This window comes from Cryobacterium cryoconiti (assembly GCF_004403065.1).
GTDB classification, from domain to species: Bacteria; Actinomycetota; Actinomycetes; order Actinomycetales; family Microbacteriaceae; genus Cryobacterium; species Cryobacterium cryoconiti.
In genome coordinates, this window is the sequence record NZ_SOHA01000032.1 from 1 (window position 1) to 21681 (window position 21681).

The window sequence follows — 21681 nt, forward strand, 5'->3', positions numbered from 1 at the left end:
GGCATCGGCGGCGGCCTGGGCGGCCTCCCGCGTCGCGGCGTCCGCCGCGGCCCGTTCGGCGGCTGCGCGCTCCGCTGCCGCGAGATCGGCCGCGGCGAGGTCCGGTTCGGCCAGCACTGCCTCCAGCACGGCCGGCACCACGATGGCGGTCTCCAACACGAACGGAACGTCGACGGCGGACTCGATCATGGCGTTCTCGGCGGCGACGAGCTCGGCGTCGGTCGCCGTGTGAGCGGAGCGACCGGCGACGGGCGGGGCCGAAGCGTCCGGGGCTGAAGCGGCCGGGACCGAGCCGGGGCCGGTGTCACCGGCAGCCGCGGCATCCGTCGCCACCGGGGCGACCAGGTAACCGAACTGCACGTTCTCGAACGAGATCGCCGGGGCATCCGGCCGCACCGATTCGTTGGCGGCGCCGACCGTGATGGCCAGCGGGGCGATGTCGCGGTCGAACTGGTCCTCGGAGGGCAGGTCGATGATCTCCTGGATGCGGCCGAGAGCGCCGAGCGCGGCGTTCACCGAGGTGATCGCGCCGAACGCCTGACCCAGCGGCACGATCATCAGGAAGAGGAACAGGATGAACGCGATCAGGTCCGCGATCGAGATGGTGCCGCTGGCCACGCGGAAGCCGCCCACGCCCAGCACCACCAGGAACGACACCTGCATGGCGATGCCGGCGATCGGCACGACGAGGGCCGAGATCCTCGCGACCTGGATGCCCATCCGCCAGGCACCCTTGGCGTCTTCTTCGACGGCGGCGATCTCCCGGTCGGTGGCGTTCGAAGCGCGCACGGTGCGCACCGCGCTGATGGCGCGCTCGACGCTGGCGGCGAGGTCACCCACCTTTTCCTGCGCGGCGAGGCTGGCGGTACGGATGCGCTGCGACAGCAGCGTGACGGTGACCACCGACACGGCGATCACCAGCACCGTCAGCCCGAGCAGCACCGGATCGATCACGAGCATGGCGATGAGCGCGCCGACGAACGTGAGCGACCCGCCGATCGCCTCGACGAGACCCTGGGTGAGCACGGCCCGCAGCAGCGTGGTGTCCGACCCCACCCGGGAGACCAGGTCGCCCGTGCGCCGGGTGTCGAACTCGCTGATCGGGAGGCGCAGCATCCGGCCGATGAGTTTGCGCCGGCTGGACAGCACGACGCCCTCACCGGTGCGCTGCAACAGGTAGTGCTGGTAGCCGCTGATCAGGGCGGAGACGACGACGAGCGCGACGAGCGCCCAGACGAGGCCGCCGAGCGCGTCGCCCTCCTGCACGATGGTGATGACCTGGCTGACCAGGAGCGGCTGGGCGAGGCTGGCGAGCGCGCCGAGCACGCTGAGCACGACGACGAAGCCGAGCACCTTCTTGTGCTCGAGCAGGTACGGGACCAGCTGGCTGAACGTGGCGCGGGGCCCGCCGGCATCGGCGCGCCGTCCCATCCAGCCGAGGCGGCCGCGACCGGCCGGGCGACCGGCGGGTCGGGAGGTCGGTTCGGCGGTGGGGCGGGCGGCGGAACGGGGGCTGCTGGGGGTACTCACCAGATGAGCTTAACCGCATCCCCCGGGGGATTGCCCCGGCGGTCTACAGTAAGGAACTGTGCCGGAGCCAGTCATTGTTGCCCAGAATCTTGTCAAGAAGTACAAGGATTTCGCCGCCGTCGACGGCGTCTGCTTCGAGGTGGCACCCGGGGAATCGTTCGGTCTCCTCGGCCCGAACGGGGCCGGCAAGTCGACCACCATGCGCATGGTGGGCGCCGTCTCCACCCGCACGAGCGGAGACCTGCGCATCCTGGGCCTCGACCCGAACCGGCACGGCCCGGAGATCCGCTCGAGGCTCGGCGTTGTGCCGCAGGCCGACAACCTCGACACCGAGCTGCGGGTGCGGGAGAACCTGCTCGTCTACGGCCGCTACTTCGGCCTGCCACGGGCTCAGGTGGCCCGCCGCGCCGACGAGCTGCTGGCTTTCGCCCAGCTGGAGGACAAGGCGAAGGCGAAGGTCGACATGCTCTCCGGGGGCATGAAGCGACGCCTCACGATCGCCCGGGCCCTGATCAACGACCCGAGCATCCTGCTGCTCGACGAACCGACCACGGGCCTCGACCCGCAGGCCCGGCACATCCTCTGGGACCGCCTGTTCCGGCTCAAGGAGCAGGGCACCACCCTGCTGCTCACCACCCACTACATGGACGAGGCCGAGCAGCTCTGCGACCGCCTGGTCGTGATCGACAAGGGTGTGATCATGGCGGAGGGTGCCCCCGCGCAGCTGATCCGCACCTATTCCTCCCGGGAGGTGCTCGAGGTGCGGTTCGGCTCCGACCTGAACGCCGACGTCGCCGCGCAGATCGCGGGGATGGGCGACCGCATCGAGGTGCTGCCCGACCGCATCCTGATCTACAGCGAGAACGGCGAGTCCGAGCTGGTGCGCATCGTGGAGGCCGGCCTCACGCCGATCACCAGCCTGGTGCGGCGCTCCAGCCTGGAAGACGTGTTCCTGCGCCTGACCGGACGGACCCTGATCGAATGAGCGCCGATCGAATGAGCGCCGATCCGGGTGGCGGGGCCCAGCGGCACGCTGACCCGATGGAGACGGTCCCGGCGCCCGGCTCGGTCGGCGACCGGGCCATCCGTTCCACCCGCCGGGCCCGGCGCTGGGGCTCGTGGTACGTGGCCGAGCACCGGTTCCGGGTGATGCGCTCCTACGCGCAGACGGTGACCGTGACCGCCATCGGCAACCCGATCATCTACCTCTATGCGATGGGGGTCGGCCTGGCCACGCTCGTCGACGCCAACCTGGGCGCGGATGCCGTGAACGGGGTCAGCTACCTCGCGTTCGTCGCTCCCGCCCTGCTCTGCAGCGCCGCGATCGCCGTGGCCGGTGAGGAGTTCACCTACCCGATCATGCTCGGTTTCAAGTGGAACCCGGTGTTCTTCGGCATGAACTCGTCCCCGATCCAGCCGGGACAGATCATCAACGGCATGGTCATCTCGGTCTTCGTGCGCATGTTCCTGACCTGCGCCGTCTATTTCGCGTTCATGCTCGTCTTCGGGGCGGTCCCGTCGGCGGCCGGGTTCCTGGCCGTCTTCGTGGCAGTGCTCACGGGCCTCGGCTTCGGCGCCCTGTTGATGGCGTACACGGCCACCCTCACCGAGGACACCGGCCAGCTGGCCATGGTGATGCGGTTCATCGTGCTGCCGATGACGCTGTTCTCCGGCACGTTCTTCCCGCTCAGCGTGCTGCCGGTCTGGCTGCAGTGGATCGGCTGGATCTCGCCGCTCTGGCACGGCACCGAACTGGCCCGGGTGTTCTCCTACGGCGCGAGCGAACCGATCTGGCTGAGCGTGCTGCACGTGCTCTACCTGAGCGTGCTGCTCGCCCTCGGCTGGACCTGGGCGCGGCGCATCACAGCGAGGCGACTGAACAAATGACCGACACCGATCGTCGAACGGATGCCGCAACATCCCGCCCGCTTGGCGCGCTCTACGCCGGCAACGCGCGCAGCGTCATGCTCCGGGGCTGGCAGGCGACCCGGAGCACCAACTGGCTGGTCGTGGTCAGCGGCTTCTTCGAGCCGATCTTCTACCTGCTCTCGATGGGCCTCGGCCTGGGCGCGCTGGTGGGCACGATCACGACCGAGTCGGGCCAGGAGGTGCCGTACGCGGCGTTCATCGCGCCGGCCCTGCTCGCGGTGGCCGCCATGAACGGCGCCATCTACGACTCCACCTGGAACGTTTTCTTCAAGATGCAATTCGCGAAACTCTACGAGGGGATGCTGTCCACATCGCTCGGCCCGCTGGATGTCGCGCTCGGCGAGATCTCGCTGGCGCTGCTCCGCGGGGCGCTGTACGCCACCGGCTTCCTGGTCGTGATGCAGGCGCTCGGGCTGAACCTGTCCTGGTGGGCGCTGCTGGCCCTGCCGGCCGTGTTGCTGATCGCGTTCGGCTTCGCGAGCGTGGGGATGGCCGTGACGAGCTTCATGAAGACGTTCCAACAGATGGACTGGATCACCTTCCTGCTGCTGCCGATGTTCCTCTTCTCGGCCACGTTCTATCCGCTGAGTGTCTACCCGCAGCCGATCCAGTACGTGATCCAGGCGTTGCCGCTCTGGCACGGGGTCGAGCTGGTGCGGGGCCTGACCACCGGCCAGGTCGAACCGGCCCTGCTCTGGCACGTGCTCTACTACCTCGTGATGATCCTGCTCGGGCTGATCGTCACGACCCGCCGCCTGCGCACGCTGTTCCTGGACTGACCTGGGTCTCGACAGGCTCGACCACCGGTGGTCGAGCCTGTCGAGACCGTCGAGCCTGTCGAGACCGTCGGCTCAGTGCTCGATGTCGATGTCGCGGGTCTCGCGGCTCAGCAGCAGGGCGATCAGGGTGACCACGGCCATCACGGACAGGTAGACGCCGACCCAGAACGGGCTGCCCTCGCCGAGGGTCCACAGCCAGATCGCGATGAACGGTGCCACGGCGGCGCCGAGGATCGAGCTCATGTTGTAGGCGAAGGCCGAACCGGTGTAGCGCACGCTGGTCGGGAACAGCTCGGGCAGCAGCGCGCCCATCGGACCGAAGGTCATCCCCATCAGCGAGAAGCCCAGGATCAGGAAGAACATCACACCGACGAACCCGGCGCCCAGCAGCGGCACGAAGAGCAGGCCGAATCCGATGATCGCCAGGGTCACGAAGATCAGGGTCTTGCGGCGGCCGTGCTTGTCGGCCCAGGGACCGGACGCCAGCGTGAACACGCCGAAGAACAGCACGCCGACGATCATCATCAGGATGAAGTTGTTGTAGCTGTATCCAAGACCGGGCACCGGGGCATCCGTCGCGCCGCGGCCGTAGCCGAGCGTGAACGTGGTCATCAGGTAGAACAGCACGTAGGTGGCCAACATGATGAAGGTGCCGAGGATCAGCTGACGCCAGTGCGACTTGAACACGGCCGCGAGCGGCAGCTTCTCCACGCGCTTGGTGGCGACCACCTTCGTGAACGCATCGGACTCGACCAGGCGCAGGCGCACCCAGAGACCCACGACGACCATCACGGCGGAGAAGAGGAACGGGATGCGCCAGGCCCACTCGAGGAACGCGTCCGAGGGGCGCGTCGGGTCGGTGGAGGGCAGGGCCAGGGCGATGGCCAGGAACAGCCCGTTCGCGATGATGAAGCCGAGCGGGGCGCCGACCTGCGGGAACGTGCCGTACCAGGCGCGCTTGCCGACCGGGGCGTTCTCGGTGGCGACGAGCGCGGCGCCGGACCATTCCCCGCCGAGCGCGAAGCCCTGGGCGAGGCGCAGCACCACGAGCAGGGCCGGTGCGACCCAGCCGATCATGGCGTACGTGGGCAGCAGCCCGATCAGGAAGGTCGCGATGCCCATGGTCAACAGGGCGCCGACCAGGGTGGCCTTCCGGCCCCGTTTGTCGCCGAAGTGCCCGAAGACGAGAGCGCCGATGGGGCGGGCCACCATCGCCGCGCCGAAGACGGCGAACGACGCCAGAAGCGCCGTGGTCTCGTTACCGGTGGGGAAGAAAAGGTGCGGGAAGACAAGAACGGCGGCCGTCGCGTAGACGTAGAAGTCGTAGAACTCGATCGTCGTGCCGATGAGGCTGGCGAGGATCACGCGACTGCGCGGGTTCGTGGGTGCTGCGGCGACGGGAGTGGCCGACGTGGTGGGTGCTGACATGGAGAATTGCTCCGGAACGTGACGCGGAAGCGGACCATCGGGGCCGGGAACCGACGTCGATCAGGCGTCAGCGGCTGCCCCCCCTGGGCCGCGCGAATAGGGCGGCCGTTTGTGACAGCCGCCCTTGCACCCTACGGGGGGAGCCGGCGAGGGGCCAATCCTCGGCTAACGCTCAGATAACGATCCGGATGCCGCCACGCAGTGCCCGTTCCGGTCGAGAGTGCCCCGTGGAACGGGCGCGCTCGACCGGAACGGGATCAGTCGACGCCGAACTCGCGCAGGCGCTGCAGCAGCTGCGCGGTCGCGATGGCCGCCGACGCGGCCTCCGCGCCCTTGTCCTCCTTCGAACCAGGCAGACCGGCCCGGTCCAGACCCTGCTGCTCGTCGTCGAGGGTCAGGACGCCGAAACCGACCGGCTTGCCGGCGTCCAGCGCCACCCGGGTGAGGCCATCCGTCGCCGCCGCCGACACGTACTCGAAGTGCGGCGTTCCGCCACGGATGATCACGCCGAGCGCGACGACCGCGTCGGCGCCGTTGTCCAGGGCCACCTTGCAGGTCACCGGCAGCTCGAAGCTGCCGGGCACCCGCACCAGCGAGAAACGAGCGCCGGATGCCTCGAGCACCCGGGTCGCTCCGGCGATCAGCCCGTCGGTGATCACGTCATGCCACCGGCCGGCGACGATCACGATGTCCAGACCGGTTCCGTCGATCTCGATCTCGGGGGAGCCTGCTCCGCTCATAGTGTGATTCCTTTCAGCATGTCTGTTTCGGCGATGTGGTGGCCCATCCGGTCGCGCTTGACCGCCAGATAGGCCTGGTTGTGCGTGCCGACACCCACGACCAGTGGCACGCGCTCGGTCACGGTCACACCGTGAGCCTCGAGTTGGCGCATCTTCTCCGGGTTGTTGGTCAGCAGCCGCACCGAGGTGAGGCCCATCTCGTGCAGGATGGCCGTGGCCGCGCCGTAGTCGCGGGCGTCGGCGGGCAGGCCGAGGGCCAGATTGGCGTCGAACGTGTCCAGGCCGTCTTCCTGCAGCTTGTACGCGCGCAGCTTGTTGATCAGGCCGATACCACGGCCCTCCTGCCCGCGCAGGTAGACGACGACTCCGCCCTGCTCCTGGATGGTCTCGAGGGCGGCATCCAACTGCGGACCGCACTCGCATTTGAGGGAGCCGAACGCCTCGCCGGTGAGGCACTCGGAGTGCACCCGCACGAGGGCGCCGTCGGCGGGGGTGCCGGAGACGATGGCGACATGGTCGGCGCCGGTCATCCGGTCGCGGTAGGCGCGGATCTGGAAGTCGCCGTGCCGGGTGGGGACGGTGGTCTCCACCTCGAAGTCGACCCGCGGCGATTCGAGGATCGGGCTGACCGTGGGCAGCTCGGTGTCGGTGTGGAACTCCTGCAGGTAGGCGATCAGGTCCTTGATCGTGATCACCAGCACGCCCTCGCGCTCGCCGAGGGCGAGCAGCCCGGGCAGGCGCATCATCTCGCCGTCTTCGGCCACGATCTCGGAGATGCCGGCGACCGGGGCGAGACCGGCCAGCTTCATCAGGTCGACGGCCGCCTCGGTGTGGCCGTCCCGCTCGCGCACACCGCCGTCCATCGCGCGCAGGGGCATGATGTGGCCGGGCCGGTGCAGGCTGGAGGGCGTGGACGTCGGATCGGCCAGCACGCGCAGGGTGTGCGCACGGTCGGCGGCGCTGATCCCGGTGCTGAGCCGGTCGGCCGCGTCGACCGACACGGTGTAGTTCGTGCCGCGGGGGTCCTCGTTGTTCAGCACCATCACCGGCAGGTCGAGCTTGTCGGCCAGGTCGTTCGTCATCGGCGCGCAGATGAAACCGGAGGAGTACCGCACCGTCCAGGCGAGCCACTCCTGCGTGGCCAGCTGGGCGGAGATGATCACGTCGCCCTCGTTCTCGCGACCCTCATCGTCGGCGACGATGACCGGTTTCCCCAGCCGGAGGGCATCCAGCGCGGTGGGAATGTCGGCGAGGCTCATGAGTGGCTCCTTTTCGATCCCGCGTCCGCCACGGCGAGCATGCGCTCCACGTGGCGGGCCAGGATGTCTGTTTCGATATTGACGTGATCATCGGCCACGCGCTGTCCCAGCGTCGTGGCGGTGAGGGTTTCGGGGATGAGCGAGACTTCGAACCACTGCTCCGGTTCGCTCGCCGGGCTGATGTTGCTGACGGTCAGTGAGACGCCGTCGACGGCGATGGAACCCTTGCCCACCACGAGCGGCGCGAGTTCGGGGGAGAGGCTGAATCGCAGCACTCGCCAGGCCTCGCCGGGGGTGACGAGAAGCAGGGTGCCGGTGCCGTCGATGTGGCCCTGCACGATGTGACCGCCCAGCCGGTCGCCCACCAGGGCGGCGCGTTCGAGGTTCACCGGGCTGCCCGGCCGCAGCGAGCCCAACGTGGACATGAACAGGGTCTGTGCCATCACATCGGCCGTGAACGTGTCGCCGGTCTGCTCGACCACGGTGAGGCACACGCCGTTGACCGAGATCGAGTCGCCGTGGCGGGCGTCGGCAACGACCCGCGGCCCACGGATGGTGAGGCGCGCGGCATCCGCGGATCGCTCCACCTTCTCGACCTGGCCGAGTTCCTCGATGATTCCGGTGAACATGTCTGTGTCCTATCTCGGCCGGGCGACGACGAGGAGGTCGTCGCCGAGGCGGTCGTAGTGGTCGATGGCCAGATGGCGCTGCTCGGTGATGCTTGCCACGCCGATGTCGCCGAGGGCGAGCCGCCCGCCGCCGAGCAGTGTGGGGGCCAGGTAGACGAGGTACTCGTCGATCAGCCCGGCCGCCACGAAGGCGCTGGCGAGGGTGGGCCCACCCTCGATGAATGCCCGACGGATGCCGCGCTCGTGCAGATCGCGCAGCACCTCAGCCAGGTCGTGGGTGGGAAAGAACAGCGGCGTCTGCGGGTGGGAGTGCAGTGCCGCATCGGCCGGGATGCTGCGGGTGCCGATCACGACGGGCACCGGCTGACCGGGCAGAAGCTGTCCGTCGGCGCCCCGGGCGGTCAGCGCGGGGTCGTCGGCGAGTACCGTGCCGGTGCCCACAAGGATGGCTCCGCATGCCCCGCGGCGCCGATGAACGTCCAGCCGGGCCTCGGGACCGGTGATCCAGCGGCTCGTCCCGTCGGCGGCGGCGGCGCGCCCGTCGAGACTCGACGCCCACTTCAGCGTCACGAACGGCCGCCCGAGGCGGGCGGCGGTCAGCCAGTCGGCGAGGAACGGTTCGACCGCGTCGGCGAGCACTCCGGCCGCCACGTCGACGCCGGCGGCGCGGAGCCGCTCGGCCCCGCCGGAGGAGGAGACGCCGGGATCGGAGACGGCATAGACGACCCGGGCGACGCCGGCGTCGATCAGGGCGAGGGCGCAGGGTCCCGTGCGGCCGGTGTGGTTGCACGGTTCCAGGGTGACCACCGCGGTGGCGCCGCGGGCCGCACCGGGGGTGAGCCGGGCCAGGGCGTCGACCTCGGCGTGGGGGGTGCCGGCACCGCGGTGCCAGCCCTCGGCGAGGACCTCGCCGGACGCGCTCAGGAGGACGCAGCCGACCTGCGGGTTGGGCCCGGTGGCCGGACCGTTCGCCGCCAGGGCGAGGGCGCGCCGCATGGTGGCCTCGAGCGCCGTCTGGTCGGTCATGTCCGGGTCCTGTCCGTTTGTCAACGAACTCCGGGTTTTTCGGTGCGGCGAACACCAGGTGGGTCGCGCAAACGCGAAACCCGCCGACCGACCGGGACGGCCAATCGACTCGTGCGCCTCTCATCCGGACTTTAACCGTCGGTGCTGGAATTTCACCAGCTCAACCGTGTCGCTCCAGGAGCGGCACGGGTCGCGGACTTTCACCGCCGGTTCGGAATTACACCGACCCCGGAGCACTTACTACTAGTTATATCTCAACGCATCCCGTGCGAAAGAATTCCCCGCCGAGAGGGTGGCCCGGCACCGGCCGAATCAGCGGCGTAGTGTGACCACCGACGCACGACGATCCAGCCGCAATCCACTCAGGAAGAAGGTCTTTGATGAGCACTCCAATCCGCACGGTTATGAGCCCCGGACGGTACGTGCAGGGCAAGGGGGCCATTGATCGCCTCGGCGAATTCGTGTCCCAGATCGGGTCCGCACCCCTGATCATTGCCGATGACGTCGTGTGGGGTTTCGCCGGGGAGCAGGTGTCGGCGAGTTTCGCCGCTGCCGGCCTCCGCGTGGAACGGGTCGGATTCGGCCGGTTCGCGACCAAGTCCGCGGTCGACGCGCTGGTCGAGACGATCCGCTCCACCGCGTCCGATGTCGTCCTCGGCGTGGGCGGCGGCAGCACGATCGATGTGGCCAAGGCTGCCGGGTTCCTGGCTGGTATCCGCTGGGTCAGCGTGCCCACCGTGGCCTCGACGGATGCCCCCACCTCCGCACTCTCGGTGATCTACACCGACGAGGGCGAATTCGTCGAATACCGATTTTTCCCTCGCAACCCCGATCTGGTTCTCATCGACACCCAGATGGTGGCCAATGCACCGGTCGAGTTCCTGATCGCCGGGGTCGGCGATGCGCTGGCGACCTGGCTCGAGGCCCGGGCCACGGCGGCCGCCCATGCGACCACGATGGCCGGCGGGCTACCCACCCAGACCGGCACCGCGCTCGCCCGGTTGTCGTGGGATGTCATCTGGGAGAACGCCCTTCCCGCCCTCGATGCCGCGCGTGACAACCTGGTCACTCCCGCCCTCGAGAAACTCGTGGAGGCGAACACGCTGCTGTCCGGGCTCGGTTTCGAGTCGGGCGGCCTGGCGGCGGCCCACGCCATCCACAACGGTCTGACCGCGGCCCCGCAGACCCACGGTCTCACTCACGGGCAGAAGGTGAACATCGGCTCGCTGACCCAGCTGGTGCTCGAGGGAGCACCGCAGGCCGAGGTGGAGGACTTCATCGAGTTCACCACTCGCGTCGGCCTCCCCACCACGCTGACCGAGATCGGTCTCGGCATTGACGACGAGGAGGAACTGAGGGCCGTCGCCGCAGCGGCAACCCTGCCGGGGGAGACCATCCACAACATGCCGTTCGTGGTGACGGCGGACGACGTTCTCGACGCCCTCAAATCGATCGAGCGGCTCTCGCGTTCCGTGCGTGTGGCACGCGGACTGCCGGCCCCCGTCAAATACGTGTCGACGCACTGACGTCGGGCCGCCGCCGACCTCACTCGCAGAGCGCCCGGGCCGTGCTCTCATCGATGAAGAGGTCGGTGATCAGGTCCGCGGCGAGCGCACCGCGCAGACTGTCCACCTTGGATCTGCCGGACACGACGCAGATGCGACGGGGGGTGCGGCGCAGCACCGATAGTTCCGGCCCGGTTCCGCGGTCGTTGAGCGGGATGCCGTCGGTCGAGCCGTCCGCACGGTAGAAGACCGTCGCGACGTCTCCGACGACGCCGGCGTTGCTCAGCGCCTCGAACTCGTCGTCATCGAGGTAACCGCCGACGTACACGTGGCTGGGAACCGTGGAGAACGGCGAGCCCACGCTGAACAGGGCGACGTCCATGTTCCCCTGCATCTCGAGCAGGCGGCGCAGTCCACGTTCCCGCCAATAGGCCCTGCGCGTGGCCGGGTCGTCGAAGAAGGTGGGAACCGGGAACTGTTCCAGGCGGGCATCGAACGCGGTGCTGAACCGTTGCAGGATCTCGCTGGCGTAGTCGAGTCCGGTGCTGCGCGTGTTGCCCGCGCCGTTCAGCTGCACGATCTGCGCGTTGTGGGTGCGTTTGGGCGTCACGTGGCGGCTGACCGCGTTCATGGTCGAGCCCCAGGCGATGCCCATGATCATGTTCGAGTCGAAGTACTCACCGAGAATTCGTGCAACCGAGAGGGCCACGCGCTCCAGCCGGTCCGCGTCGCTGGCATGGTCGGGCACCGGCACGACGTGCGCGGTGACCTGGAAACGGTCCAGGATCAGCTGCTCCACCCGGCTCGGAGCGTCCAGCGGGGACCGGATCTGGATGTCGACGAGCCCGCTGGCCCTGGCCTGGCTGAGCAGGCGGGACACTGAGGAACGGGAGGTGTGCAGCTCTGTCGCAATGGCTTCCATGGTCAGGTCCTGCATGTAATACAGGTGCGCCGCCGTGAGGGCGTCGTTCGTGCGGTCGGACAGTGACGGATCGTCCAGATGGCCCATTTCGACTCCTTGCACATATGTTCACACGGCTTGACCGTTTGTGTCGAACCTAGCAGGGTGGAAGTTCCCCACTCCGCGCCACGCGTTCGAGGGGGGCCGACTGTGACAGACCCTCACGGTTTCCACCCACAGAGAAGTGAGCGTATCCGTGCTGTCAACACCCGAGTCATCCTCTGCCCAGCCTCGCTCGAGCGCCGCCGCCCAGGCCGCCCTTCAGGATCGCCCACGGGCCCAGGTGCTGATCATCGGGGCCGGCATCAACGGTATCGCCACCTTCCGTGACCTCGCCCTGCAAGGCGTGGACGTCGCCATCGTCGACAAGGGCGACTACGTGTCCGGCGCCTCCGCGGCCTCATCGCACATGATCCACGGCGGGGTGCGCTACCTCGAGAACGGTGAGTTCCGCCTGGTCAAGGAATCGGTCGAGGAGCGCAACAGCCTGCTCAAGATCGCCCCGCACTACGTCAAGCCGCTCAAGACGACCATCCCCATCTACTCCACCTTCTCCGGGGTCCTGTCCGCGCCGATGCGTTTCCTCACCCACAAGCAGGGTGCCGCGCAGGAGCGCGGGGCGCTGCTGATCAAGATCGGCATGATGCTCTACGACTCCTTCTCGCGCGACGGCGGCACCGTGCCCCGGCACGAGTTCCTCGGCAGGAAGGCATCACTCAAGCTGCTGCCGAAGATCAACCCGAGCCTCAAGTACACGGCGACCTACTACGACGCCTCCATGCACGACCCGGAGCGGCTCGCGCTCGACGTGCTTGCCGACGGCCTGGCCGCGGGCGACCACGCGCGCAGCGCCAACTACGTCGAGGCCGTCGGAATGGATGCCGCGGGCGTGCGCCTGCGCAACGCCGTCACCGGTGCCGAGTTCAGCTTCGCGGCCGACATCGTGGTCAACACGTCCGGACCCTGGACCGACCTCACCAACACCGCCCTCGGCCAGGCCAGCACCTTCATGGGCGGCACCAAGGGGTCGCACATCGTGCTCGACAACCCGGATCTGCTCGCCGCCACCGGTGGACGGGAGATCTTCTTCGAGCACGAAGACGGCCGCATCGTGCTGATCTACCCGCTTGCGGGCCGTGTCCTCGTGGGCACGACCGACCTCGAGCACGACATGTCCCAGCCGGCCCGCTGCACCGAGGCGGAGGTGGACTACTTCTTCGAACTGGTCAACCACGTCTTCCCGACCGTGGTCGTCGACCGGTCGCAGATCGTCTTCCGGTTCGCCGGGGTGCGCCCGCTGCCCCGCCATGACGACGAGGCACCCGGGTTCGTCTCCCGCGACTACCGCATCGAGTCCCGCCCGCTCGGCGCCCGGCCCGGCACCCTGCTCAGCCTGGTCGGCGGCAAGTGGACCACCTTCCGAGCCCTGGCGGAGCACCTGAGCGGCGACATCCTGACCCTGCTCGGCCTGCCGCGCATCGTCTCGACGGTCGGTCTCCCCATCGGCGGTGGCCGCAACTTTCCGGTGACGGATGCCGCGCGCCGGGTCTGGGTGGTCGCCAACGGTGACGAGGTGGGCGTGCCGCGTGCCGACGTGCTCCTGACCCGCTACGGCACCCGCGCCGCCGAGGTGATCTCCTGGCTCACCGCCGAACCCGACGCGGCACTCGAGCAGCACCCGGGGTACACCCGGCGCGAGATCGAGCTGATCGCCCGGGAGGAATCCGTCGTGCACCTGATCGACCTGCTGCTGCGGCGCACCAGCATCGCTTTCCGCGGCGAGGTGACCCTGCCGTTGCTCGTCGAGCTGGCCGAGGTGCTCGCGCCGGTCCTCGGCTGGGATGCCGCCCGCAGCGCCAACGAGGTCGACAGTGCGGCGCACACGCTGCGCGACCTTTACGGCGTGCAGCTGGACCGGGCGGAATCGCCGGCCGTGCCGGTCCTCCCCGCGGCCTAGGAGCCGCCCGCCGCTTTTATCGTTTCATCAACTCACTGATCAACAAAGGATGTCAACGTGGACAATCTCGGTATCGTCTTCCTCTCGGAAGTCGTGGGCACCGCCCTGCTCGTGTTACTCGGCTGCGGCGTGGTCGCCAACGTCGCCCTCGCCCGCAACAAGGGGTTCGGCGCCGGGTTCCTGATGGTCACCGTCGGCTGGGGCCTCGGGGTCTACGCCGGCGTGATCGTCGCCTATAACTCGGGCGCCCACCTCAACCCCGCCGTGACCCTGGGTCTGGTGGCGTCGGGGGCAACCGAGTTCGGCTCGGGCGTTCCGGTCAACACCGTGTCCGTAGCGTCGTACATCGCGGCCCAGATGATCGGCGCCATCCTGGGCGCGACCCTCGTCTGGCTCGCCTACAAGCAGCACTTCGACCAGGAACCGGATCCGGCCAGCAAGCTCGGTGTGTTCTCGACCGGCCCGGCCATCCGTTCGTACGGCTGGAACCTGGTCACCGAGATCATCGGCACGTTCGTACTCGTCTTCGTCGTCATCGCGTTCGGCGGCGGCCGACAGGGCGAGAGCGGTGGCCTCGCCGCCCTCGGCGCCCTGCCGGTGGCCCTGCTCGTGATCGTGATCGGCACCTCACTCGGCGGGCCGACCGGCTACGCGATCAATCCCGCCCGTGACCTCGGCCCGCGGATCGCGCACTTCCTGCTGCCCATCAAGGGCAAAGGCTCCTCAGACTGGGCCTACTCCTGGGTGCCCGTCGTCGGCCCCGTCATCGGTGGCCTGCTGGCGGGCTGGAGCTCCGCGTTCCTCCTGCCGATCCTGACCTAGGCGCCGCGCGGCATCCGTCTCTTCTTTTCTCTTCTCGTCTCTCATTTCGCTTAACCTTGATCCCAGCTGTGACAAAGGAGTTAACAATGGCAAAGTACGTCATCTCAATCGACCAGGGCACGACCAGTACGCGTGCGATCATCTTCGACAAGGCCGGGTCGATCATCTCGACCGGGCAGCTCGAGCACGAGCAGATCTTCCCGCGCGCCGGCTGGGTCGAGCACGACCCGATGGAAATCTGGAACAACACCCGTGAGGTCATCGGTTCGGCTCTGGCCCGAGCCAACCTGACCCGTCACGACATCGCGGCCGTGGGCATCACCAACCAGCGCGAGACCGCCGTGGTCTGGGACCGCCACACCGGCATCCCCGTCTACAACGCCATCGTCTGGCAGGACACCCGCACCCAGCCCATCGTTGACCGGCTCGCCGCCGACGGAGGCGCCGACCGCTTCAAGGCCACGGTGGGCCTGCCGCTGGCGACGTACTTCTCCGGCACGAAAATCGTCTGGATCCTCGAGAACGTCGACGGGGCCCGGGAGAAGGCAGAGGCCGGCGATCTGATGTTCGGCACGACCGACACGTGGGTGCTGTGGAACCTCACCGGCGGCCTGGAGGACGGTGTGCACGCGACCGACGTCACCAACGCCAGCCGCACCCTGTTCATGGACCTGGAAACCCTGCAGTGGGACGACGAGATCCTCGCCGCATTCAACGTGCCGAAGTCGATGCTGCCCGAGATCCGCTCCTCCTCCGAGGTCTACGGCATCGCCAGCGGCCACAGCCTGCTGCGCGAGACCCCGATCAGCGGCATCCTCGGTGACCAGCAGGCCGCCACCTTCGGCCAAGCCGCCTTCGATCAGGGCGAGGCCAAGAACACGTACGGCACCGGAAACTTCCTGATCTTCAACACCGGCACCGAGATCATCCACTCCCGGAACGGCTTGCTCACGACGGTCGGCTACAAGCTCGGCGAGGGCGAAACGCACTACGCCCTGGAGGGGTCGATCGCGGTCACCGGCTCACTCGTGCAGTGGCTGCGTGACAACCTCGGCATCATTCACACGGCCGAGGAGATCGAGTCCCTGGCCCTCTCGGTCGAGGACAACGGCGGCGCCTACTTCGTGCCGGCTTTCTCCGGGCTGTTCGCGCCGTACTGGCGGGCGGATGCCCGGGGTGCCCTGGTCGGCCTCACCCGCTACGTGAACAAGGGCCACATCGCCCGCGCCGCGCTCGAGGCGATCGCGTACCAGAGCCGCGAGGTGCTGGACGCGGTGAACGCCGACTCCGGCGTGCCGCTCACGGAACTCAAGGTCGACGGCGGGGCCTCGGCCAACGACCTGCTGATGCAGTTCCAGGCGGACATCCTCGGCGTGTCGGTCGTGCGCCCGGTGGTGGCGGAGACCACGGCGCTGGGCGCCGCCTACGCCGCCGGCCTGGCCGTCGGCTTCTGGAGCGACCTCGGCGAGTTGCGGGCCAACTGGCAGGAAGACGCCCGCTGGGAGCCGAGCATGGACGTCGCCGAGCGCGACCGCCTGCTGCGCAACTGGAAGAAGGCCGTCACCAAGTCCCTCGACTGGGTCGACGCCGACGTCGTCTAGCCCGCGCTGTCGCGCGTGGCGCACCATCCCGGAACCCGGCGGCCCTTCCTGGCCGCCGGGTTCCGGCATCCGTGCCCTCTCAGCTCCGCCCTTCCCTGCCCTCTCCTGGCCCGCCCTCCCCAGCCCTTCCCCGCCCTTCCCTTCCCTTCCCTTCCCTTCCCTTCCCTTCCCTTCCCTTCCCTTCCCTTCCCTTCCCTGGCCCGCCCGCCCCAGCCCTCCCCACCCTTCCTACACATCCACCCGTATTGACGCGGGTGTCGTGCCGTCTTTTCGCATAACTCCTGCAAATTCGGCGCTGAGAAAATGCGAAGCCCGGTTTTCCGCGGCAGTCATGAGTACACGAACACGATTTGCAGGAGTTATGCACAATTGTGCGCGGCGAGGTGCTCTCCCCAGATCACTGGGATGGTGTCGGAACGGTCCTCGCGAGCCGACACCATCACGGCATGACTTCCTTCACGAGCCTGGACTTCGGACCGAGACGAATCGTCCATCGTCATGAACTTCTCAGCGGGGGTATGACTGGGGCCCAGATCACCCTTGCTGTCCGCACCGGGGCACTTCTGCGCGTGCGCCGCGATCACTACGCCCGGCCGGGGACCGACCGGCACACGATAGAAGCGGTCTGTGTCGGTGGCAGGCTGGCCTGTGTGTCCGCGGCGAACGAACTGAAGATCTTCGCCTTCGACGCGCAGTTCACCCATCTCCACGTCGACCGGTACGGGTCGCGGCTGCGCGCCCCACACAGCCGTTTCGTTCGATTGGCGGATGCCCCGCGCGATGGCGTCGAATTGCACTGGGGTCCCCTTCTTGATGCTGGAGACGGCACGGAGTACTGCGTCGGCGCTCGGGATGCCCTGGTCCAGATCATCCAATGCCAACCGCGCAATTTTGCCCTTGCCGCTCTCGATACGGCTTTGCATGAGGGACAAATCAACTCGGGCGATGTTCCGGAGATCTTTGCGCATGTGCCGGCCAAGTATCGGGACCTGCAATCCCGAATCGATGCGCGGTCCGACGCGGGGCAGGAAACGGTGCTCCGGCAGCTCATCCTCGACGCTGGTCTGCGCTGCGATATCCAGGTGAAGATTCATGGCGTGGGCCGCGTGGACCTGCTCGTAGAGGGGTGCGTCGTCGTCGAGGCTGACAGCAACCAGTTTCACAAATCCTGGAATGACCATATCCGGGACCGAACCAGGGACCGTCGGCTCGCCGAGCTCGGGTATCCGTCGTTACGCGTGCTTTATCAGGACATCATGTTCGATCCTGCGGGCGTGGTCAGAGCCATCCGGAAACTCGTGGACCTGTGCAACTTCGGCAGCGCTCACGCCTGACCGAGTGCTCGGCACCCACCGCACCGCCCGCCGCCCCGACCATTCTGACCGTCAATGTCGTGCATAACTCCTGCAAATTGCAGTACACGGAACCTGACACCCGCAGAACGACAGGCGTCTTGGCGAGAGCGCCGTCAATTTGCAGGAGTTATGCCAAGGACAACGGCGCGAGGGTGAGGTGCGCGTGACGGGGGCGGAGCGGGGTAGGCGGGCGGGGTAGGCGGGCGGGGTAGGCGGAGCAGGGTAGGCGGAGCGGGGTAGGCGGAGCTGGCTAGGCGAGGCGGGCGCCGAGAGCGGCGGGCAGGGCGGCCAGGCCGGTGATCCGGAGGACGCCCAGCCGAGCGGCCTCGGCCGCGTCGGGGCCGCCCGGCGCACCGGTGCGGTCCAGCCACACCCCGGTCAATCCGGCCGCCGCGGCTCCGATCGCGTCGGTGCGCAGCCGGTCGCCCACGTAGACGGTCTGCTCCGGCGCCGCCCCGAACACGGCGCAGGCGTGGTGGAAGATGCGGGGGTCCGGCTTGGCGAAGCCCAGATCACCGGAAGCGATCACATGCTCCAGCCGCCCGGAGAGCCCCGTGTCAGCCAGCTTCAGACCCTGAGGCGTGGACTCGCCGTTGGTGATCAGCCCGATGCGCACGCCCGGGAAGTCGGCGGCGATGGTGTCGAGGCAGGGGAGCGCATCCGGGTGGAGGCGCCAGCTCGCCCGATAGTGCAGGAAGTACGCGTCGAACCAGGCCGTCGCCGCCGGCCCGGACAGGGTGACGCCGTGGGCCGCCGCGAAATCCCGGGCCCGCGCCTGTCGCTGTCCGGCGAAGTCGAGGCTGCCGGCGAGATACGCGTGGTAATGCCGCTCCTCGAGGTCGTCCCAGAGCGCGAGTGCCACACCGGGGTCAAGGGGGGCGTAGGCGCCGCCCAGGGTTCCCAGATGGGCACGGATGCCGTCGGTGACGGCCCCGCGATGAGCGAACAGGGTGTCATCGAGGTCGAAGAGAACGACGGCGGGCACGGGCATCCGTTACCCGGCGAACCCGGCGAACCCGGCGAACCCGGCCGACCCGGCCGACCCGGCGAACCCGGCGAGCCCGGCCGACAAGGACACGGCGACGGCGACCACCACGCTAGCGGCGCGGCAGCAGGCCGACGCGGTCGTAGGCGCGTGCCAGCGTCTCGTTGGCCACCCCCGCGGCCCGGTCGGCGTTCTGGGCGAGGAGGCGGTCGAGTTCGGCGGGGTCGTCGAGCAGTTCGAGCACGCGCGCCCGGATCGGCCCGAACGTGCCGGTGACCACCTCGGCGAGCCCCTTCTTCAGGTCGCCGTAGCCCTTGCCCGCGTACTCGTCCTCGAGCGACTGGATGCTGCGCGACGCGAGCACCGAGTAGATGGTCAGCAGGTTGGCCACGCCGGGCTTGTTCTCGCGGTCGAAGACCACGCCGCCCTCGGCATCCGTGACGGCGCGCATGATCTTCTTCGCCGTCACCGCCGGCTCGTCCAGCAACCAGATCACGCCGGCGTGCGACTCCGCCGACTTTGACATCTTCGAGGTCGGGTTCTGCAGGTCGTAGATCTTGGCGGTCTCCTTGACGATGGCGACCTCCGGCACGGTGAACGTCTGCCCGAACCGGGCGTTGAAGCGGGCCGCGATGTCCCGGGTCAGTTCGACGTGCTGGCGCTGGTCCTCGCCGACCGGCACGATCTCGGTGTCGTACAGCAGGATGTCCGCGGCCATCAGCATCGGGTAGGCGAACAGTCCCACGGTGGTCGCGTCCGATCCCTGCCGGGCGGACTTGTCCTTGAACTGGGTCATCCGGCTGGCCTCGCCGAACCCGGTGATGGTGTTCAGCACCCAGGCCAGCTGGGCGTGCGCGGGGACATGCGACTGCACGTACAGCGTCGACACCGACGGGTCGATGCCGCTGGCGATGTACTGCGCGGCGGTGCGGCGGGTGTTCTCCCGCAGCTTCACCGGGTCCTGCGCCACGGTCAGGGCGTGCAGGTCGACGATGGAGAAGTACGCGTCGTGGGTCTGCTGCAGCGCCTTCCAGTTCAGGAGGGCGCCGATGTAGTTGCCGATCTGCAGGGAATCGGCGCTCGGCTGCATGCCCGAGTAGAGGCGGGGCTTGTTCATGGGATCAGATCTTTTCGTGGCGTGGGGCCGCCGGGCAACCGGCGGCGCGAACTGGTGGGGGAGGTCAGATGGCGTAGTCGACGACCACGGGAGTGTGGTCGGACCAGCGCTGGTCGTAGGCGGCCGCGCGGTCCACGGCGTAGTCGGTGACGGATGCCGCGAGCGCCGGCGTCGCCAGTTGGTAGTCGATCCGCCAGCCGGTGTCGTTGTCGAACGCCTGGCCGCGCCACGACCACCAGGTGAACGGTCCGTCCACTTCGCCGGCCCATTTGCGTCCCACGTCGACCCAGCCGAGGCCGGCTCCGGCGTTGTAGCCGGGTTCGTCTTCGGCACCGACGATGCGGTCGAAGTAGGCGCGCTCCTCGGGCAGGAACCCGGCGCGCTTCACATTGCCGCGCCAGTTCTTGATGTCGATCGTACGGTGGCCGACGTTCAGGTCGCCGAGCACGACGGCCCGGTCGCTGTGCGCGGCGAGTTCGGGCAGGCGCTCGAGCATGGCGTCGAGGAACTTGTACTTCTCGACCTGCTTGGGGGTGTCGACCGTGCCGGAATGCACGTAGGTGCTCACGACCGTGATCAGCTTGCCGTTGACCTCGTAGTCGGCTTCGAGCCAGCGGCCGGCGCTGTCGAATTCCGTGGCGCCGAGTTCCACCCGGTGGATGCTCGCGGTCGACCGGCTGGCCAGGGCAACCCCGGCGCGGCCCTTCGCGGTGGCGGCGTCGTGCAGGATGCTCCACTCCGGTCCGAGGAGGCCCTCGAGGTCTTCCGTCGACGCCCGCACCTCCTGGATGGCGAGGATGTCCACGTCACGGTCGGCGAGCCACTCGCCCATGCCCTTGCGGTACGCGGCCCGTACGCCGTTCACGTTGACGCTGGCGATCCGCAGCCGCGTGGTGGCGGGAGCGACGGACGAGACAGGTTCGGATGCGGCAGTCGAGTCGGAAGGCATTCCCCAACTCTACTTTGGCTCTAGCCGGGGCCGTCGGCGTCGAGGGCCGCGGCCCGCTTCTCGGCGGCGCGGAGGCGACGCGCGGTCAGCAGTCGCTGGGGCCAGTGCGCGGTGTCGTGCGCGAGGCGGGCGTCCCGCAGCTCGGCCGTCACGACCACGCGGAACGCCTCCTCTTCCTGCCGGCGCTTCTCGGTGGCGACCTCGTCGGCGCTGATCCGTCTGGGGGACAGTCCGGCGTCGTCCATGCCGACGGCGATCCAGGATGCCGCGAGCAGGGTGAGCGTGCTGGTCAGGTTGAACCAGATCAGGAGCCCGATGATCACGGCGAATGCCGCGAGCAGCGGGTTCCGGCCGGCGCCGGCGAGCAGCGTGCTGCCGAGGATCTTGAGCACTCCGAGCCCCACCGCGCCCAGAACGGAGCCGGTGATCAGCTGGCGCAACGGGATCCGCACCCGGGAGAGCACTCGGAACAGCGCGGCGAGGGTGACGGTGTCGATCAGGAGCACGAGGATCAGGCCGATCGCGCGGGCGGCACTGTTGAACCAGAACGAGTCCCGCGAGATCCCGAACACGCCGAACAGGGCGCCGAGCGCCTCCGTACTGGCGAGCGAGATCAGGGCGGAGGTCACGAGCACCACCGCGAACAGCAGGCCGAGGCCGAGTTCCCGCAGCTTCACCCAGAGGATGAAGGTCGTGTCGCGCGGCATCCGGAAGATGGTGCGCACCGCCTGGGCCATCGTCGAGAGCCAACCGAGCACGGTCGCAAGCAAGCCGACCAGGGCGATCACTCCGGACCAGCCGAAGACCCGGGCATTGGCGAGGACGCTCGGGTCGATCACGCCTTCCTCGCCGATCAGCCCGGGAATGGACTGGTTGATGAAGGAGTAGAGCGTCAACTCGAGGTCGGGGTTCGACGTGATCCACAGCCCGGCGACGGAGAAGGTCAACCAGAGGGCGGCGAAGGTGGCGAAGATGGCCTGGTAGGAGATTCCGCCGGCGAGGATGGGACCGCCGCTTTCACTGAACCGGTTGAAGACGCGCACGGGGCGCGAGCGCATGATCCGCGCAGCGAGGGTCTTGGTCCGGTCGATCACCGCGGGAGTATTCAC

Annotated in this window: 19 protein-coding genes and 1 riboswitch; of the genes, 8 read left to right on the forward strand and 11 right to left on the reverse strand. The window is 68.5% G+C overall.

The window, feature by feature from the left end:
* Positions 1-1431 (reverse strand): ABC transporter ATP-binding protein (locus E3T49_RS10080; protein ID WP_241972761.1); only part of this gene is annotated, 1431 nt, incomplete at its 3' end.
* Positions 1432-1588: 157 nt separating this feature from the next.
* Between E3T49_RS10080 and E3T49_RS10085 the strand changes: the two genes are divergently transcribed.
* Genes E3T49_RS10085 through E3T49_RS10095 form a run of 3 tightly spaced genes read left to right on the forward strand, consistent with a single transcriptional unit; the run spans position 1589 to position 4238 of the window.
* On the forward strand, positions 1589-2515 hold the full coding sequence (locus E3T49_RS10085; protein ID WP_134424784.1) for an ABC transporter ATP-binding protein: 927 nt from the start codon (positions 1589-1591) through the stop codon (positions 2513-2515).
* Between the two features lie 56 nt (positions 2516-2571).
* On the forward strand, positions 2572-3417 hold the full coding sequence (locus E3T49_RS10090) for an ABC transporter permease (RefSeq protein ID WP_134424873.1): 846 nt from the start codon (positions 2572-2574) through the stop codon (positions 3415-3417).
* The gene (locus E3T49_RS10095) at positions 3414-4238 is read left to right on the forward strand and encodes an ABC transporter permease (protein WP_134424785.1); all 825 of its coding nucleotides are present in this window, start codon (positions 3414-3416) and stop codon (positions 4236-4238) included. The genes E3T49_RS10090 and E3T49_RS10095 overlap by 4 nt, the downstream gene beginning before the upstream one ends.
* Before the next feature lie 72 nt (positions 4239-4310).
* Here E3T49_RS10095 and E3T49_RS10100 read toward each other — a convergent pair whose 3' ends face one another.
* The 5 genes from E3T49_RS10100 to ribD form a co-directional block, all read right to left on the reverse strand.
* Positions 4311-5666: an MFS transporter gene (locus tag E3T49_RS10100; protein ID WP_134424786.1), complete on the reverse strand. Its 1356-nt coding sequence runs from the start codon at positions 5664-5666 to the stop codon at positions 4311-4313.
* A gap of 257 nt (positions 5667-5923) precedes the next feature.
* Positions 5924-6406 carry a 6,7-dimethyl-8-ribityllumazine synthase gene (ribH, locus tag E3T49_RS10105; protein WP_134424787.1) on the reverse strand — a complete coding sequence of 161 codons (483 nt, stop codon included), beginning with the start codon at positions 6404-6406 and terminating at the stop codon, positions 5924-5926.
* Positions 6403-7665, reverse strand: coding sequence for a GTP cyclohydrolase II (ribA, locus tag E3T49_RS10110; RefSeq protein ID WP_134424788.1), 1263 nt, complete (start codon positions 7663-7665; stop codon positions 6403-6405). The genes ribH and ribA overlap by 4 nt, the downstream gene beginning before the upstream one ends.
* Positions 7662-8294 carry a riboflavin synthase gene (locus tag E3T49_RS10115; protein WP_134424789.1) on the reverse strand — a complete coding sequence of 211 codons (633 nt, stop codon included), beginning with the start codon at positions 8292-8294 and terminating at the stop codon, positions 7662-7664. The genes ribA and E3T49_RS10115 overlap by 4 nt, the downstream gene beginning before the upstream one ends.
* Positions 8295-8303: 9 nt before the next feature.
* Entirely contained in the window at positions 8304-9320 is a 1017-nt protein-coding gene (gene ribD / locus E3T49_RS10120) for a bifunctional diaminohydroxyphosphoribosylaminopyrimidine deaminase/5-amino-6-(5-phosphoribosylamino)uracil reductase RibD (RefSeq protein ID WP_134424790.1), read from the reverse strand.
* Positions 9321-9428: 108 nt separating this feature from the next.
* A riboswitch (FMN riboswitch) is annotated at positions 9429-9560 on the reverse strand.
* Positions 9561-9700: 140 nt separating this feature from the next.
* Between ribD and E3T49_RS10125 the strand changes: the two genes are divergently transcribed.
* On the forward strand, positions 9701-10846 hold the full coding sequence (locus E3T49_RS10125; protein ID WP_134424791.1) for a glycerol dehydrogenase: 1146 nt from the start codon (positions 9701-9703) through the stop codon (positions 10844-10846).
* A 19-nt stretch (positions 10847-10865) separates the two neighbouring features.
* On the opposite strand, the gene E3T49_RS10130 is transcribed toward E3T49_RS10125, so the two are convergent.
* On the reverse strand, positions 10866-11834 hold the full coding sequence (locus E3T49_RS10130) for a sugar-binding transcriptional regulator (protein WP_134424792.1): 969 nt from the start codon (positions 11832-11834) through the stop codon (positions 10866-10868).
* Positions 11835-11985: 151 nt separating this feature from the next.
* Between E3T49_RS10130 and E3T49_RS10135 the strand changes: the two genes are divergently transcribed.
* The 4 genes from E3T49_RS10135 (at position 11986) to E3T49_RS10150 (ending at position 17500) form a co-directional block, all read left to right on the forward strand.
* Positions 11986-13743 (forward strand): glycerol-3-phosphate dehydrogenase/oxidase, encoded by a 1758-nt coding sequence (locus tag E3T49_RS10135; protein ID WP_420898542.1) that lies wholly within the window; start codon positions 11986-11988, stop codon positions 13741-13743.
* 57 nt (positions 13744-13800) lie between these two features.
* Positions 13801-14565 (forward strand): MIP/aquaporin family protein, encoded by a 765-nt coding sequence (locus E3T49_RS10140; protein WP_134424793.1) that lies wholly within the window; start codon positions 13801-13803, stop codon positions 14563-14565.
* Positions 14566-14651: 86 nt separating this feature from the next.
* The gene (gene glpK, locus E3T49_RS10145; RefSeq protein ID WP_134424794.1) at positions 14652-16166 is read left to right on the forward strand and encodes a glycerol kinase GlpK; all 1515 of its coding nucleotides are present in this window, start codon (positions 14652-14654) and stop codon (positions 16164-16166) included.
* Positions 16167-16612: 446 nt separating this feature from the next.
* The gene (locus tag E3T49_RS10150) at positions 16613-17500 is read left to right on the forward strand and encodes an endonuclease domain-containing protein (protein ID WP_134424795.1); all 888 of its coding nucleotides are present in this window, start codon (positions 16613-16615) and stop codon (positions 17498-17500) included.
* A 271-nt stretch (positions 17501-17771) separates the two neighbouring features.
* Here E3T49_RS10150 and E3T49_RS10155 read toward each other — a convergent pair whose 3' ends face one another.
* From E3T49_RS10155 to E3T49_RS10170, 4 genes are all read right to left on the reverse strand, one after another.
* Entirely contained in the window at positions 17772-18506 is a 735-nt protein-coding gene (locus E3T49_RS10155) for an HAD family hydrolase (protein ID WP_241972757.1), read from the reverse strand.
* Positions 18507-18618: 112 nt separating this feature from the next.
* Positions 18619-19623, reverse strand: coding sequence for a tryptophan--tRNA ligase (trpS, locus tag E3T49_RS10160; RefSeq protein WP_134424797.1), 1005 nt, complete (start codon positions 19621-19623; stop codon positions 18619-18621).
* 64 nt (positions 19624-19687) lie between these two features.
* Entirely contained in the window at positions 19688-20572 is an 885-nt protein-coding gene (locus E3T49_RS10165; protein ID WP_134424798.1) for an exodeoxyribonuclease III, read from the reverse strand.
* A gap of 20 nt (positions 20573-20592) precedes the next feature.
* Positions 20593-21681, reverse strand: a complete 1089-nt coding sequence (locus E3T49_RS10170; RefSeq protein ID WP_134424799.1) for a YihY/virulence factor BrkB family protein — start codon at positions 21679-21681, stop codon at positions 20593-20595.

Bases quoted from the DNA above. Each gene is read 5' to 3' on its own strand.
- E3T49_RS10150 (WP_134424795.1), top strand. From the start codon at position 16,613: ATGACTTCCTTCACGAGCCTGGACTTCGGACCGAGACGAATCGTCCAT.
- E3T49_RS10130 (WP_134424792.1), bottom strand. From the start codon at position 11,834: ATGGGCCATCTGGACGATCCGTCACTGTCCGACCGCACGAACGACGCC.
- ribD (WP_134424790.1), bottom strand. From the start codon at position 9,320: ATGACCGACCAGACGGCGCTCGAGGCCACCATGCGGCGCGCCCTCGCC.
- E3T49_RS10115 (WP_134424789.1), bottom strand. From the start codon at position 8,294: ATGTTCACCGGAATCATCGAGGAACTCGGCCAGGTCGAGAAGGTGGAG.
- ribA (WP_134424788.1), bottom strand. From the start codon at position 7,665: ATGAGCCTCGCCGACATTCCCACCGCGCTGGATGCCCTCCGGCTGGGG.
- E3T49_RS10100 (WP_134424786.1), bottom strand. From the start codon at position 5,666: ATGTCAGCACCCACCACGTCGGCCACTCCCGTCGCCGCAGCACCCACG.
- glpK (WP_134424794.1), top strand. From the start codon at position 14,652: ATGGCAAAGTACGTCATCTCAATCGACCAGGGCACGACCAGTACGCGT.
- trpS (WP_134424797.1), bottom strand. From the start codon at position 19,623: ATGAACAAGCCCCGCCTCTACTCGGGCATGCAGCCGAGCGCCGATTCC.
- E3T49_RS10125 (WP_134424791.1), top strand. From the start codon at position 9,701: ATGAGCACTCCAATCCGCACGGTTATGAGCCCCGGACGGTACGTGCAG.
- E3T49_RS10165 (WP_134424798.1), bottom strand. From the start codon at position 20,572: ATGCCTTCCGACTCGACTGCCGCATCCGAACCTGTCTCGTCCGTCGCT.
- ribH (WP_134424787.1), bottom strand. From the start codon at position 6,406: ATGAGCGGAGCAGGCTCCCCCGAGATCGAGATCGACGGAACCGGTCTG.
- E3T49_RS10090 (WP_134424873.1), top strand. From the start codon at position 2,572: ATGGAGACGGTCCCGGCGCCCGGCTCGGTCGGCGACCGGGCCATCCGT.
- E3T49_RS10095 (WP_134424785.1), top strand. From the start codon at position 3,414: ATGACCGACACCGATCGTCGAACGGATGCCGCAACATCCCGCCCGCTT.